Genomic DNA, 14,891 nt, shown 5'->3' with positions numbered 1-14,891 from the left:
CTTTTCAGGGGCGCGGGGAACTGCGCGACCAGCCACAACGGCGCGTCAGCCGGACAACCTACCGACCGCACCGCCGCCGCCGCCGAAAAAGCTAGCGCCCGCTCTTCTCCAGCGCCTTGTCGAGCGCGGCAGCGAACCCGTTGGCCCACAACTGGTTCACCCGAGCCCGCTCGGCGGCGTTCGGCTGAGAGTTGGTGCACGAGGTGCCGGGGCCGCCCCCGGACATCAGCTCACTGCACGGCCCGGAGTAGTGGTCCGGCAGCCCCAGCACATGCCCCGTCTCGTGCGCGGTGACACGAGTCGAGTCGTACTGCTGGTTCTGGGCGTAGTCGAGGAATATGTACCCTCTGCCGTGCCCGTCGGTGGAGGCGTACGACCCGCGCGGGTCATTGCCCTCGCGGTAGGTGAAGTCGGCGCCCGAACCCTGCTGGAGCCGGACGTTGGTCACCGCGCTGTTCCAGATCTGGGTGCTGCGGGAGATCTGCGCGCTGAACCTGGGGGCACGGGACGCGTCGTAGACGACGGTCACGGCCGCGGTGGAGGTGGGGTTCGCGGCCCGCTTCTCGGCGGCCGACTTCAGGACCGCCTGGAAGAACGCCTCGGTGGCGTCCGACTCCGCGGACGGGCCGGTGAAGCCGGCGTGGGCGGGGGTGGCGGAGACCGGCGCGGGGGCCGCGGCGGCGGGAACCGTCATTCCGAACCCGGCCGTTGCCATGCCGAGGGCGACCGCGGTGGCGGTCCGGGCGGTCGAGGACATGCGTACTCGCATCGAAGACTCCAGGGGTGGGGGGATCGAGTCGTTCGTTCAACACGGAAGTTTCGATGCAGCCGGGACCCCTGGGATGATGGCAACAGGTGATAGTCCCGCCCTATCGGGGCCCCAATTGGCAAGGTTCAGAGCGGATTTGTGCGTCTGGTGAAACCTGTGAGTCCGCTTTAGTCTCCGAGAGCATGGACCTTGAGGTGCGACACCTCCGCGCGCTGTGCGCCATCGCCGACACCGGCAGCCTGCACCGTGCCGCCCGTCAGCTGGGCGTCGCCCAGCCCTCGCTCAGCACCCAGCTGAGACGGATCGAGCACGAACTGGGCGGCGCGCTGTTTCTGCGGGCGAGATCCGGCTGCCGCCCCACCCCCCTGGGCCGCCTGGTCCTCAGCCGCGCCCGCCCCCTGGTGGCCGAAATGCGCTCCCTGGTCAGCGAGGCGCGGGCGGCCGCGGCGGGCGGCCCGCAACTGCGCGTCGGCTCCACCGCCAGCCGGGCCCTGTCGGGCTGGCTGCGCCGGCTGCGCGGCCACGGCCAGGACCCGACCCTGCACATGAGCGTCTCCCCGAACGTCCTGCTGCGGATGGTCGCCGACGGCCAGCTGGACGTGGCCTTCGTGCACGAGGTCGAGGGCAGCCCCCTGCGGATCCCGCCGGAGCTGCGCACCCGGGTGCTGATGGACCGCGAACCGCAGTTCGTGTCCCTGCCGGCCGACCATCCGGCGGCGGCGAAGTCCGAGGTCGACCTGCGCGACCTGGCCGGCGACCGGTGGATGATCGATCCGTCGGTGGACGGCGAGTGGGACGCCGTACAGCGGATGTTCCGTGCCGTCGGCGTCAGCCCGCACGTGCTGCACGGCGACTACCACACGGCCACCGCCCTGGTCGCCACCGGCGAGGTCGTCACCGTCTGCCAGCCGACCCGCCCCTCGGGCCCCGAGACGGCGGTACGGCGCCTGCACGGCGACCCGATAGGCGTACGGCTGCTCCTCACGGCCCGTACGGAGACGGACCTGGAGGGCGTTTTCCCGGCCCTGGAGGACGCGTACCGCGAGTGTGCCCAGCAGGCACCGGCGTATCGGGAGTGGCTGGAACACGACGGCGAACGACCGCCGGTCCCAGCACTCCCCTGACCTCCGTCCCCGGTCCCCCCGGTGGGATCAGACGCCGATGTCCTCGCCGTCGGCGCGGTACACCGCGACGACCGCCGGACGGTTGAGCCTGCCCGGTCCGTCGGGCCAGTCGCTGAGCGGCTTCTCGGCGGTGGCGCCGGTCAGCTCGCCCGGGTGCTGCACGGCGACGAGCACCCGGCGGTCCTGGACGAGCGGACCGCAGGTCTCGGCGCCCTTCGGCACCGTCAGGAACTGCTTGAGCTCACCGCGCCGGTCACCGCGGGTCGCGACGCCGAACAGGCCGTCGTGCGAGCCGAGCTGGGCGCCGTCCGTGGAGATCCACAGGTTGCCGTGGCTGTCGAAGGCCACGTTGTCCGGGCAGGAGATCGGGCTGACGTCGTCCTTCGGGAAGCCGGCGAAGTAGGTCGCCGGGTCCTCCGGGTCGCCCGCGACCAGGAACAGCGTCCAGGCGAACCGGGTGCTCTCGGCGCGGTTCCAGCGCTCGGTCAGCTCCAGGATGTGCCCGTGCTTGTTGGCGTTGCGCGGGTTGGCCTCGTCGGCCTTGGCGTTGGCGCCGACACCGCGGTTGGTGTTGTTGGTCAGCGCGACGTAGACCTTGCCGGAGTGCGGGTTCGGCTCGATGTCCTCGGGCCGGTCCATCTTGGTGGCGCCGACCTTGTCACCGGCGAGCCGCGTGAAGACCAGCACCTCGTCGACGGACATGCCCTCGACGTGCGAGACAGCACCCTTCGAACCGGCCGTCACGAGCGGAATCCACTCACCGGACCCGTCGAACTCGCCGTCCTTCGGGAGCTTGCCGGTGCCGTCGATCTCGATGGCGGGGGAGTCACCGGTGAGCCTGGCGACGTACAGGGTGCCCTCGTCGAGCAGCGAGAGGTTGTGCTCGCGCACCGACCGGCTGCTGCCCTTCTTCATCCGCTTGCTGCCGACGAACTTGTAGAAGTAGTCGAACCGCTCGTCGTCACCGGAGTAGACGACCGGCCGGCCGTCGTCGGTCAGCCGCACGGTCGCGCCCTCGTGCTTGAAGCGGCCGAGCGCGGTGTGCTTGCGGGGCTTGGAGTCGGGGTCGTACGGGTCGAGCTCGACGACGTAGCCGAAGCGGTGCGGCTCGTTCGGCTCCTGGGCGACGTCGAAGCGCTTGTCGAAACGCTCCCACTTGCGCTCGGAGGCGCCGGTGCCGAGGCCGTAGCGCTTGTCGGTGTCGCGGGTGGCGTTGGCGAAGTACTGGTTGAAGTTCTCCTCGCCGTGCAGTGTGGTGCCCCACGGGGTGACACCGCCGGCGCAGTTGTTGAGCGTGCCGAGGACCTTGGTGCCGGTCGGGTCCACGGAGGTCTTCAGCAGGGGGGAGCCGGCGGCCGGGCCGGTGACCTTGAACTCGGTGGTGGCGGTGACCCGGCGGTTGAGCGAGTGCCGCGGGACGGGCGTGAGCCTGCCGGTCCTGCCGTCGCCCTCCACGACCACGGCGGACAGCCCGTGCGCGGCCCAGGCGATCTCGACCTGCTCGCGGGTCGGGTTGTTGGCATCGTAGGCGCGGAACATCAGGATCTCGTCGGTGTACTCGTGGTTGGCGACGAGGATCTGGCGGTGGCGCTCGCCCGGCACGGGCAGCAGCGCGAGGAAGTCGTTGTTGTACCCGAACTGCCCGGCCTGGGCCTTGGCGGTCTGGTTGTTCGGGTCGAAGGCCGGGGCGCCACGCAGGATCGGCTCACCCCAACGAATTACAACATTCTGCTTGTAACCGGCGGGGATGGTGACGGTGTCGGCGGTGTTCGGCTCGACGGGCGTGAAGCGCAGACCGCGGGCGGACTTGTCGCGGCCGGGCTTGTGCCACCCGGTGGCCGTGGCGGCCTCGGCCTCGGGGGCCGCGGCCACGGACGCGGCGGTACCGGCCGCGGCTGCGGCGGTCACGACGGCGGCGGCCTGCATGACGGTACGGCGGCTGAGCGCGGAGGCGATGACGTCTCCGACGTACGGGTTCGTGGTGGTGTTCGGCACCTCGTGGAAGCACGCGTCGCCACAGCGGAACCGGCAGGTGAGGGCGGAACGGCCGCCGGGATGCAAATCGGACGGTGTACTGATGATGGGCAACTGCTTACGCACTTTGTTCTCCCCTTGCTTCCCCTTGTATCCAGCGTGACGGACGGTATGAGGATGTTTGTGCGGGAGCGGAGCCGCTGAGTGAACGAGGCGTGAACCGAAGGTAGCCGTAAGGCAGTTGCCGCTAGGCGCGTAGAGAGTCAGGGGCGGGTGTACCAACCCTCCCCAAGATCACCCTCCGGGGCCGCTAACCTTACGTGTCCGTCCTGGCCAGGGATTGACGGGATCAACTCACCCGAAGGGTTGCGCACATGGGCATTCTCACTCTCCTGCGGAACGCATTCGGCCGATCGCGCAAAGCGCGGTCCGCCGAAGCAGAGGGTGCGGACCAGCGGCCCGCGCCGACGAGTCCCACGCCCACCATCCCGACCCCGTCGTCGGAACCGACCCCCACGACCACCCACGTCCCGGAGCCGCGTGCGGCGTCCCCGGACGAACACGACCTGGTGGCGGCAGCCTTCAACCAGGTAACGGTCCCCCGCCCCACCCAAGCCGAGGAAACCCCGACCCCCGAGCCCACACCGGAGACAACACCGGCGACCGATACGACACCGGTGACCGAGGTGACGCCGGTCGTCGAGGAGGCCCCGGTGGCCGAGGTGACGCCGGTGGTCGAAGAGGCCCCGGTGGCCGAGGAGGCCCCGGTGGCCGATGCGACGCCGGTCGTCGAGGAGCCGGCTGCCGCCGAGGCGGTGCCGGCCGTCGAGGAGCCGGTCGCGGAAACCCCGGTGGTCGAAGAGGCCCCGGTGGCCGATGCGACGCCGGTGGCCGAGGAGCCGACGGCCATCGTCGAGGAGCCGGTCGCGGAAAACTCGGTGGTCGAGGAGGCCCCGGTCGCTGAGGCGACCCCGGTCGAGGAAGCGCAGGAACCGGCCGCACCGGAGCCGACGCCCGCGGCGGAGGAGCCGACGCCGGTCGTGGAGGAACCGACGACCGTCGTCGAGGAACCGGCACCGGTGGAAGAAGCCCCGGTGGTCGTGGAAGAGAAGCCGGCGGAGCCGGAACCCGTCGCGGCAGCCGCACCCGCAGCCGCCGACGGCGAGAACCCCCCACAGGGGCCACCCGCACCCGACAACGAGACTGTCACGGGTGGTGCGGGTGGGAACGAAGAGGCCGAGGGCGAAGCCGAGGCCGACGCCACCCTGCCCCCCACCCTCGTCACCGCCTACAACGCCGCCGCAGAAACCCTCACCAAAACCAACCTCACCGGCACACAGGCCACCCTGTACCTCGTACTGGACCGCTCCGCCAGCATGCGCCCGTACTACAAGGACGGCTCCGCCCAGGCCCTCGCAGACCAGACCCTCGCCCTCGCGGCCCACCTGGACCCCGCAGGCCCGGACGCCACAGTCCACGTCACCTTCTTCTCCACGGAAGTCGACGGCACCGCCGACCTCACCCTCCCCGACCACGCATCGAAGATCGACGACACCCACGCCGGCCTGGGCCGCATGGGCCGCACCAGCTACCACGCCGCCGTGGAAGACGTCGTAGCCCACTACGAGAAATCCGGCACCAAGGACCCCGCCCTCGTCGTCTTCCAGACGGACGGCGCCCCCGACGCCAAGACCCCGGCCACCCAGGCCCTCACCGACGCCGCGAAGACCCACCCGCAGATCCACTTCGCGTTCGTCGCGTTCGGCGACCCGGAGAACAAGGCGTTCGACTACCTCCGCAAGCTGAAGACCTCGAACACCTCGTACTTCCTCGCGGGCGAGACCCCCCTGGAGCTCACGGACACGGAACTCTACGAAGGCGTCCTGAAGACCTGGCGCCCGTAGCCGCACGCACCCCCCACCTCGGCACCCGCACCGCGGCACCCGAACCCCAAGGGCCGCCCCCTCTCACCCCGTAAAACGAGAGGCGGGCGGCCCACCCGTGTCGGCTACGATTTCAAGGTTCGCGCACCACCAGAAGACCGACCTGGGAGCAGCCCCCGATGGCTCGACACCTCATCACCAGCGCCCTTCCGTACATCAACGGGATCAAGCACCTGGGCAACATGGTGGGGTCCATGCTCCCGGCGGACGTGTACTCCCGCTACCTCCGCCGGCGCGGCCACGACGTCCTCTACATCTGCGCGACGGACGAACACGGCACCCCGGCCGAACTGGCCGCGGCGGAACAGGGCCTCCCGGTCGCCGAGTTCTGCGCCCAGGCGCACAACGCCCAGAAGGCGATCTACGACGGCTTCGCACTGGCGTTCGACTACTTCGGCCGCAGCTCCAGCCCGCAGAACCGCGAGATCACCCAGCACTTCGCGAGGAAGCTGAACGAGAACGGCTTCATCGAGGAGCGCGCGATCCGCCAGGTCTACTCGCCGGCGGACGGCCGCTTCCTCCCGGACCGCTACGTCGAGGGCACCTGCCCCCACTGCGGCTACGACAAGGCCCGCGGCGACCAGTGCGAGAACTGCACCCGCGTACTCGACCCGACCGACCTGATCAACCCGCGCTCGGCGATCTCCGGCTCCACGGACCTGGAGGTCCGCGAGACCAAGCACCTCTTCCTCCTCCAGTCGAAGCTCCAGAACGAGGTCGAGGAGTGGGTCGCCGCGCACGAGGAGGAGTGGCCGCAGCTCGCCTCCTCCATCGCCCGCAAGTGGCTGACCGAGGGCCTGCACGACCGCGCGATCACCCGCGACCTGGACTGGGGCGTCCCGGTCCCGGCCGACACCTGGCCGGAGCTGGCGGCGGAGGGCAAGGTCTTCTACGTCTGGTTCGACGCCCCGATCGAGTACATCGGCGCGACGAAGGAGTGGGCGGACGCGACCGGCGGGGACTGGAAGTCCTGGTGGTACGAGTCGTCGGACGACGTCCGCTACACGCAGTTCATGGCGAAGGACAACGTCCCGTTCCACACGGTGATGTTCCCGGCCACCGAGCTCGGCATCCGGGAGCCCTGGAAGAAGGTCGACTACGTCAAGGCCTTCAACTGGCTGACGTACTACGGCGGGAAGTTCTCCACGTCCCAGAAGCGCGGTGTCTTCACCGACCAGGCCCTGGAGATCCTCCCGGCGGACTACTGGCGCTACTTCCTGATCGCCAACGCCCCCGAGTCGGACGACTCCTCCTTCACCTGGGAGCACTTCACGGCGACGGTGAACAAGGACCTCGCGGACACGCTCGGCAACTTCGTCAACCGCGTCCTGTCGTTTTCGAAGAAGCGCTTCGGCGACGAGGTTCCGGCGGGCGGCGAGCCCGGCGAGGCGGAGGCGAAGCTGGGTGGGGAGATCGCCCGTCTCCTCGCCGAGTACGAGTCGCAGATGGAGTCCCTCCAGTTCCGCAAGGCGGCCGCCGCCCTGCGCGCGCTGTGGTCGGCCGGCAACTCCTACCTGGAGGAGAAGGCCCCCTGGCTGGAGATCAAGACCGACAAGGACGGCGCGGCGCTGACGCTGCGTACGGCGATGAACCTGATCCACCTGTACGCGGTGGTCTCGGAGCCCTTCATCCCGTCCTCGTCGGCGGCCATGCGCGCGGCCTTCGCCCTGCCCGACGACACGGCGACGTGGATCACCGAGTCCGAGGCGAAGTCCCTGACGCTGGTCGCACCGGGCACGCCGTTCACGGTCCCGCCGGTGCTCTTCGCGAAGCTCACGGACGACGACCTGGCCGCGTACAAGGACCGCTTCGGCGGCGAAACAGCCGCGTAACAGCCCTTCTCGGACCCCCCACTCAGCCGGTATATCTAGCCAAGATCGCGTGCGCAGAGACCACGCGACGTTCGAGTGGGGGGAACCACCATGGCACTCTTCGGAAACGCGCACGCGATAGACCCGGCGTCGGCGGCGCAGGACTTCGCCCGGCTGCTGGGCCAGGGCGAGCAGGTGCACGCCGCGTATCTGCTGATCCGCGACACCATCCTGTTCACCGACCGGCGGCTGATCCTGATCGACAAGCAGGGCATCACGGGCAAGAAGGTGGAGTACCACTCGGTCCCGTACCGCAGCATCACGCACTTCGCGGTGGAGACGGCCGGCACGTTCGACCTGGACGCCGAACTGAAGATCTGGGTCTCGGGCACCCAGCTCCCCATCACCAAGACCTTCACCAAGGGCGTGGACATCTACGAGGTCCAGGCCATACTCACCCAGTTCGTGGCCCGCTGACCCCAGGTACCGGGCACCGGGACGCCCCCCACTCGTCGGCGGAGCGCCAGCCGTGAAGGTGACCACGCCGGGCGGGCGAGGCTCGGTCTCGGCCAGGTTCAGAGGTACCGCTTGGGCTGCCGCTCTCCCGCTGAGTCATCGGGGCGTCGGAGGCTTCCGATGTCTACCGGTCCCGGGACCGAGCTTCGGTGACGCCTCAGGAGTGGCCGCGGCCTCGGTGTGGGGAAACAGGATGCGCCGTGCTTCCGCGAGGTTCGCCGCGAAGCCGTGCGCCTCCCACAGATGGCCGTTCCACCGCTGGATCGCACGGGGCGCATCGGGGTTCAGATGCGCTGCCCTCGGGCCGTCGCCGCTCACGAGGGGTACGGCGCGGAGTTGCCCGATCCGCGCGTCGCGACGCTCGGCCCACTGGGAGAGCGGTTCGTCGTCCATGTCCCGAGCGTAGTGGGTCAGACGATCCGGTGTTCCCAGCGCAGGGAGGGGGCTTGGTCGATCCAGTACCGATGGGACACGGGCGTCACACGGAGCCGTACGGAGTCGATCTCCGGAGCCCCGGCGTCCTGCCAGGCGACGAGAGAACGTTCCACGTCGTCCCAGAGGGCAACCGGGCCGCCTTGGCGGACGGTCCAGCTCGCGCCGTCGGTGAGGAACGCGGCGAACGACTCCTTCTCCGGATCGAAGAGGTACAGCATGGACAACCCGTCGCCGTCCGTCGCGCGGACGAACTGGGCGCCGGGCACCGCCAACTGCGCGAGGAATGCAGGCATCCACTCCTCCAGAACAAGAGGAGACACCTGAGTGCGCCGCTCGCTGTCCGCGTACGTGGTCCGGGCGGAGAGATCGCCGGCCACAGGGGTCACTGCCTGGTCCCGTGCCTGCATGAAGGAGGAACGCCCGACGATCGGACCCTCGGCGGTGCCGTCATCGCCGACGGCCAGTTTCGCGAGGCCGGTTCCCCACGGCCACGAGCCGACCGTGCCGAGGACAACACCGCCGGGTCTCGTCTGCCTGATCCACGCGTACGGAATGCGGCGGACCGCGCAGGTGGCGACGACCCGGTCGTACGGTGCCCGGTACGGGTGACCGAGGAGTCCGTCACCCGTCACTGTCCACGTGGAGATGCCGGCGGCTTCGAGAGCCGCATCGGCACGTGCGGCCACCTGTGCGTCGACCTCGACCGTTGTGACGTTGTCCTCGCCGAGGCAGTGGCACAACAGGGCGGTGGAGTAGCCGGTGCCCGTGCCGATCTCCAGGACTCGGTGGCTCGTCGCGAGATCCAGTGTCTCGATCATGCCGACGACGGTGGCCGGGTCGGTCGAGGAGGACGTGGGTACGCCGACGACGGGTTCGCCGACTTGGTCGGCGGTAAGGCGCCCGTCGAGCTGGGTGGTGAGTGTGTCGACGCTGTATGCGATCTTCAGCCACTCGTCCGGGGTCGTGTCGGCGGCGATGACGGGCCGCCAGGTCCGCCCCTCGTCCAGGAACACTCCCGGGTGGAGGAACCCCTCGCGGGAGACGGCCTCGACGGCTGCACGCAGCCAGGGGGATTTGAGGACGCCTTCGCTGACGAGCAAGGTCGCCATGCGGCGTCGCTCGGATGCCGGGTCGGTCATCGGCGGTCTCCTTGTGCGAGTAGGTCGGCGAAGGCAGCGGACATCGGGAGGCCGGTCTCGGTCTCCAGCCACCCCCACTGTCCGTTGGGCCTCTGTCCTTGCGTCGCCGCGCAGCTGTTCTGAGCGACCTCGCAGTGCTCGGAGCGCACAGGCGTGACGTCGACCAGGTTGTGCACTTCGCGGAGCAGGCACTCGGACTGGCGGACCGGTCGAATTCGGGCTTCATCGGCAGGAAGCTGGACGGGCTGCGGGGGCGTCTTGCCCCGTTCATGTCCGATGACCGAGTCTCGACTCTTGATCACCGAATCGCGGCGCTTCCGCGCACCGCATGATGAGAGGGGCACGTGCATGGATGACGGCCGGATCTTCCGCGAGGCGTGGATCGACGGTGTGAACAAGCACTATCGCGGTGAGCCGAAGCCCGGATACGTCACGCCGTGGGACGAGACGCCCGCGTGGGAACGCGAAGCTGCCGCGGCCGTGTGCGGGCAGGTGCGCGACTTCATCAAAGTCAGCGGCGGGCATGCGGCCCGGCTTTCCCGCGAGCAGAAGGGGCGCTTCGTCGCGCTCTGCTGGACCGCCCAGATGTTCCAGCACTTCGAGGACCCCAAGCCCGGATACGTCGCCGACTGGTCCGACCTGCCGGACTGGCAGCGAGAGACGGACGCGGACATCTTCGAACGCATCGAGGGAACCGTCTGATCTCAGGAGCGACGACGTCTCCGTCCGGGCGGCCCGCATCCCCACGGCCTCATGCGGCAGCTTCAACTGCCGCCCCACGGTGGCGACAACGGCCACACCCCCACTCGTCGTCGCGATCCACCACCCACCCCGGCTCGTCCGCCTCGGTCGTCTGCCACGTACCCGTCACTGCCCCACCCGTGCGCAACGCCTCGACAGCCTCGGACCGCACCGGACAATTCGCGGACAGTCACCGGAGCCCGACACCCCACGCTCCGGTCGCCCCTGCGGTCCCCAAGTACTACCCACCAGGGAAAAGACACCCCACCAAGCCCCACCCCTCCCTCCCGCGGAGCAAACTCACTCTGCCGGGTGAATATGCCCAACTGGACTGGATTCGGGGTGGGTTGGGTGGCTTACGCTCAGCGCAGCAAGATCCCCCGTCAGACATGCGACGGCCCTCGCAGGGACTGCCATCCCAGTGCGAGGGCCTGACCACCGAGGAAGCGGACCCTTCCCGATGGACTTCAAAAACTCTAGCGCGCCCGAGTGCTCCGAACCCGGTATCCCGGGCAAGAACCACCCTCACGGGCAACCACCCTCCGGCGTCGTCCACGACAACGCCCGCCACACCGAGAACTTCACGGTGATCGGCAACCACCTGGCCCAGCACAGGGAGTTGTCCCTGCTCGCCATCGGACTGGCGACGTACATCCAGTCGGTACGCCCCGGCACCGCCGTCGACATCAAGACGCTCGCCGACCGCTTCCCGGAGGGCCCCACCCGTATCGCCGCCGCCCTGCGCGAACTCGAAGCCCACGGCTACCTCAGCCGCAGCCGCGAGCGGACCCCCACAGGCCGGATCGTGACCCGCACGATCTCCCGCAACAGACCGGGCCACCGAACCCGGGAAGCCTCGTCGCCCAACAAACCGGCCCGCCGCCCGGCCCCCGACAAACCGCCCCCACGCAAACGCCTCCCCGCGGTACCAAGGCCCTCGACGACGTCCCCCGCACTCCTTCAGACAGCCCTGGAGATCCTCTGCGACCTCCGCCGCCGGGACCCCCGCCTGCTCCTCTCAGCCACCGACGCGGAACACCTCGCCCCGGGCGTCACCGCCTGGCTGGAGCGCGACATCACCCCCACAGCCGTCCGCCACGCCCTCACGGAGAACCTCCCGGCAGAACCCCTGACCCGCCCGGCCGCCTTCCTGGCCCACCGCCTGACGGCACAACTCCCACCGCCGCCCCCGTTCAGGTCTCACACCTCAGGGACATCGGCGCCCAGACACCCGCTCCGGAACTGCGACGGCTGCGACCGCGCGTTCCGTTCCCCAGCCCCCGGCCGCTGCCACGACTGCCGCCCGGAGTCCGTCTGACATGAAAGCGACGCCTCAGGGTGGGACCTCTCACCGCTACAGAGCCCTGCGCACATTCGTCCTGTCCACGGACGACACCGTGCCCGGCACGTTCGAGATCACCAAGGAGGGGCTCGTCCACGACCTGAGGGCGCCCAGTGGCAGGCACGAGCTGACCGCCGCGCTCATCCGAAGGCGCCTGGAGCAGGTGATGCCTGACGTACTCGTCGCCCACACCGGCAAACCGGATATCGAGGACGCCCCCCACGGGATCATGCGCCGCCCCGACATCATGGTGATCGCCGAGGCCGACATGGAGGGTGAAGGGGCCTTCGACCCCCGTACGGTCCTCACCGCCATCGAAGTCGTCTCCCGCTCCAACCCCGACAACGACTGGGTCACCAAGCTGCGCGACTACCCCCTGATGGGCATCCCCGTCTACGCGATCTTCGACCCCCGCACCGGCACCGGTGCCGTCCTCACCGATATCCACTCCACCCCCCAGGGCCCCCGATACGCGACCCGCAAGGACTTCGTCTACGGCGAGGACGTCACCATCGCCGAGTGGACCATCTCGACCCAGGACCTGCCCCGCTACCAGAGCGAGCAGGGCCAGGCGGACTGACCTCAGTCGGCAGCAGACGACTCGGGGTCCACGCCGACCGTGATCGACGCCTGGACCACTATCCACGTGCACCTTGGTGTGGATGTGGACGCAGCGGCCCGCGTACCAGCCCGGGAAGACGCTCTTGAAAGTGACTCTGCCCTGCTTGTCGGTCTTCCAGGTCCCGCGCAGACAGCGCTCGTCGTCGGTCGGCTCCAAGTGGACGCCGGTGTCGTCGCTCCCGTTGCCCATCGACTCGTAACCCGAGTAGATGCCCAAGGCGTCGCACTGCCAGATGTCCACCGCCGCGTTTCTGAGCGGCTCGCAGGTCTCGGCGTCGAGGACCGTGATGGCGAGGGTCAGGGGGATGCCCGCCTTGCCCTCGGTGACGTTCTGGCGGATCCTGTCGGCGTCGATGTAGTAGGGGCCCTCGATGGTCTCCGAGGTGAGTTTGTAGCAGGGCTCGGCAGCGCTCACCGTGGCCTCGTCCGCGAAGGCGCCCGCTCCCACCACCAGCACCTTTCGGCGCGTCAAGTCCCGTCTGTGGCGCGGTGATCCACCGCTGTCCCGCGCGTTCTCCGTCATGCGCGAGACGCTGGGCAAGAAGCCTGTCAGCCAGGTGGGCGCGGGCTGGGCGGGGCCCCTGCGACGCAAACACCGCAGGGGCCGCCGTTCCGGCTACTTCGGCTGGGGCTTGCGGACCGTCAGGTGCAGTTCCTTCAGCCGGGTCTCGTCCAGCTCCGTCGGCGCGCCCATCATCAGGTCCTGGGCGTTGCCGTTGAGCGGGAAGGAGATGGTCTCGCGGATGTTGGGCTCGTCCGCGAGGAGCATCACGATGCGGTCCACGCCCGGTGCGATGCCGCCGTGCGGCGGGGCGCCGAAGCGGAACGCGCGCAGCATGCCGGCGAACTTGTCCTCGACGGTCTCCCGGTCGTAACCGGCGATCTCGAACGCCTTCAGCATGATGTCCGGCTCGTGGTTCCGGATCGCGCCGGAGGACAGCTCGACGCCGTTGCAGACGATGTCGTACTGCCAGCCGAGGATGTCCAGCGGGTCCTGGGTCTCCAGGGCCTCAAGGCCGCCCTGCGGCATGGAGAACGGGTTGTGCGAGAAGTCGATCGCGCCGGTCTCCTCGTCCTTCTCGTACATCGGGAAGTCGACGATCCAGCAGAACCGGAAGACGCCCTCCTCGAAGTGGCCGGCCCGCTTGGCGGCCTCGACGCGCACCGCCCCCATGATCTTCGAGACCTCTTCGACCTCGCCCGCGCCGAAGAAGACGGCGTGACCGGCCGCGAGAGAGAGCCGCTTGGTGAGCTCCGCGATGTTGTCCTCGGTGAGGAACTTCGCGATCGGGCCGGACAGCGAGCCGTCCTCGGCGACACGGACCCACGCCAGGCCCTTGGCGCCCTGCGTGACCGCGAAGTCGCCGAGCTGGTCGAAGAACTTGCGGGGCTGCGCGGAGACGTCCGGCACCGGCAGCGCACGGACGTGCTTACCGGCGAAGGCCTTGAACTCCGAGCCCTCGAAGACATCGGTGATGTCGAACAGCTCCAGCTGGGCCCGCAGGTCCGGCTTGTCGGAGCCGTACTTCAGCATCGCCTCGCGGAACGGGATCCGCGGGAAGGGGGAGGTCACCTCACGGCCGCCGCCGAACTCCGTGAAGAGTTCGGTCATCAGCCGCTCGATCGGCTGGAAGACGTCCTCCTGCTCGACGAAGCTCATCTCGACGTCGAGCTGGTAGAACTCGCCCGGCGAGCGGTCCGCACGCGCGTCCTCGTCGCGGAAGCAGGGCGCGATCTGGAAGTACCGGTCGAAGCCGGAGATCATCAGCAGCTGCTTGAACTGCTGCGGGGCCTGCGGAAGGGCGTAGAACTTGCCCGGGTTCAGCCGGGACGGGACCACGAAGTCGCGGGCGCCCTCGGGGGAGGTGGCCGACAGGATCGGGGTGGCCATCTCGTTGAAGCCGAGCGCGACCATCTTGGAGCGGATCGCGGCGATCACCGACGACCGCAGCATGATGTTGCGGTGCATCCGCTCGCGGCGCAGGTCCAGGAAGCGGTACTCAAGGCGCCGCTCCTCGTTGACCCCGTCCTCGGCGTTGATCGTGAAGGGGAGCGGGGCGGCGGCGCCGAGCAGCTCGACCTCGCCGACCTCGACCTCGACCTCACCGGTCGGCAGCTCGGGGTTGACGTTCTCGGCGCCGCGCGAGACGACCTTGCCGTCGACGCGGACCGTCGACTCCTTGGTCAGCTTGTCCAGGGCCTCGTAGGCCGGCGTGCCGGGACGGGCGACGAGCTGCGTGATGCCGTAGTGATCGCGCAGATCGATGAAGAGGATGCCGCCCAGGTCGCGCCGATTGTGCAGCCAGCCACTCAGCCGGACGTCGCTGCCGACGTCAGAGGCGCGGAGCTCGCCGCAGGTGTGGGACCTGTACCGATGCATCGTCGTTCATCCAGCCTTCGCGGATCGGGGGGCGTTTTTGTTTCACGTGAAACGTCGCCCCCAGCGTACCGGCCGCCCGAAGGGCCCTTCCCCCCA

12 protein-coding genes and 1 pseudogene are annotated in these 14,891 nt (G+C 69.3%); 7 read left to right on the top strand and 6 right to left on the bottom strand.

Annotated elements, in window-relative coordinates; genetic code table 11:
- Positions 1–91 precede the first annotated feature (91 nt).
- The gene (gene snpA / locus ACIQAC_RS09900) at positions 92–769 is read right to left on the bottom strand and encodes a snapalysin (RefSeq protein WP_402188752.1); all 678 of its coding nucleotides are present in this window, start codon (positions 767–769) and stop codon (positions 92–94) included.
- Between the two features lie 182 nt (positions 770–951).
- Here snpA and ACIQAC_RS09895 point away from each other — a divergent pair, with 182 nt between their 5' ends.
- Positions 952–1,893 (top strand): LysR substrate-binding domain-containing protein, encoded by a 942-nt coding sequence (locus ACIQAC_RS09895; RefSeq protein ID WP_402188750.1) that lies wholly within the window; start codon positions 952–954, stop codon positions 1,891–1,893.
- Between the two features lie 27 nt (positions 1,894–1,920).
- Here the strand turns inward: ACIQAC_RS09895 and ACIQAC_RS09890 are convergent, their stop codons facing one another.
- Complete coding sequence (locus ACIQAC_RS09890; protein ID WP_402188748.1) at positions 1,921–3,993, bottom strand: PhoX family protein; 2,073 nt, start codon at positions 3,991–3,993, stop codon at positions 1,921–1,923.
- A gap of 248 nt (positions 3,994–4,241) precedes the next feature.
- Here ACIQAC_RS09890 and ACIQAC_RS09885 point away from each other — a divergent pair, with 248 nt between their 5' ends.
- From ACIQAC_RS09885 to ACIQAC_RS09875, 3 genes are all read left to right on the top strand, one after another.
- Positions 4,242–5,771, top strand: coding sequence for a VWA domain-containing protein (locus ACIQAC_RS09885; RefSeq protein ID WP_402188746.1), 1,530 nt, complete (start codon positions 4,242–4,244; stop codon positions 5,769–5,771).
- A gap of 158 nt (positions 5,772–5,929) precedes the next feature.
- Positions 5,930–7,642, top strand: a complete 1,713-nt coding sequence (metG, locus tag ACIQAC_RS09880; RefSeq protein ID WP_402188744.1) for a methionine--tRNA ligase — start codon at positions 5,930–5,932, stop codon at positions 7,640–7,642.
- A gap of 90 nt (positions 7,643–7,732) precedes the next feature.
- Positions 7,733–8,098, top strand: coding sequence for a PH domain-containing protein (locus tag ACIQAC_RS09875; protein ID WP_402188743.1), 366 nt, complete (start codon positions 7,733–7,735; stop codon positions 8,096–8,098).
- Positions 8,099–8,233: 135 nt separating this feature from the next.
- Here the strand turns inward: ACIQAC_RS09875 and ACIQAC_RS09870 are convergent, their stop codons facing one another.
- Positions 8,234–8,530: a DUF6087 family protein gene (locus tag ACIQAC_RS09870; RefSeq protein ID WP_402188741.1), complete on the bottom strand. Its 297-nt coding sequence runs from the start codon at positions 8,528–8,530 to the stop codon at positions 8,234–8,236.
- Positions 8,531–8,547: 17 nt separating this feature from the next.
- Positions 8,548–9,711 (bottom strand): ATP-grasp peptide maturase system methyltransferase, encoded by a 1,164-nt coding sequence (gene tgmC / locus ACIQAC_RS09865; RefSeq protein WP_402188739.1) that lies wholly within the window; start codon positions 9,709–9,711, stop codon positions 8,548–8,550.
- 348 nt (positions 9,712–10,059) lie between these two features.
- On the opposite strand from tgmC, the gene ACIQAC_RS09860 reads away from it, so the two are divergent.
- The 3 genes from ACIQAC_RS09860 to ACIQAC_RS09850 all read left to right on the top strand — a co-directional run bounded on the left by ACIQAC_RS09860 (position 10,060) and on the right by ACIQAC_RS09850 (position 12,374).
- Positions 10,060–10,413 carry a hypothetical protein gene (locus ACIQAC_RS09860; protein ID WP_402189289.1) on the top strand — a complete coding sequence of 118 codons (354 nt, stop codon included), beginning with the start codon at positions 10,060–10,062 and terminating at the stop codon, positions 10,411–10,413.
- Between the two features lie 499 nt (positions 10,414–10,912).
- Positions 10,913–11,770 (top strand): helix-turn-helix domain-containing protein, encoded by an 858-nt coding sequence (locus ACIQAC_RS09855; protein ID WP_402188737.1) that lies wholly within the window; start codon positions 10,913–10,915, stop codon positions 11,768–11,770.
- Between the two features lies 1 nt (position 11,771).
- Positions 11,772–12,374: a Uma2 family endonuclease gene (locus ACIQAC_RS09850; RefSeq protein WP_402188735.1), complete on the top strand. Its 603-nt coding sequence runs from the start codon at positions 11,772–11,774 to the stop codon at positions 12,372–12,374.
- Positions 12,375–12,401: 27 nt separating this feature from the next.
- Here the strand turns inward: ACIQAC_RS09850 and ACIQAC_RS09845 are convergent.
- A pseudogene (locus ACIQAC_RS09845) lies at positions 12,402–12,938 on the bottom strand (dioxygenase); the annotation flags it as partial.
- A gap of 93 nt (positions 12,939–13,031) precedes the next feature.
- Positions 13,032–14,795, bottom strand: coding sequence for an aspartate--tRNA ligase (gene aspS, locus ACIQAC_RS09840; RefSeq protein ID WP_402188733.1), 1,764 nt, complete (start codon positions 14,793–14,795; stop codon positions 13,032–13,034).
- Between the last annotated feature and the right edge of the window lie 96 nt (positions 14,796–14,891).

This window comes from Streptomyces sp. NPDC088387 (assembly GCF_044753385.1).
In the GTDB taxonomy this organism is placed as follows: Bacteria; Actinomycetota; Actinomycetes; order Streptomycetales; family Streptomycetaceae; genus Streptomyces.
The sequence above is the reverse complement of the archived record's forward strand: the minus strand, read 5'-3'. Positions and strand labels throughout refer to the sequence as shown.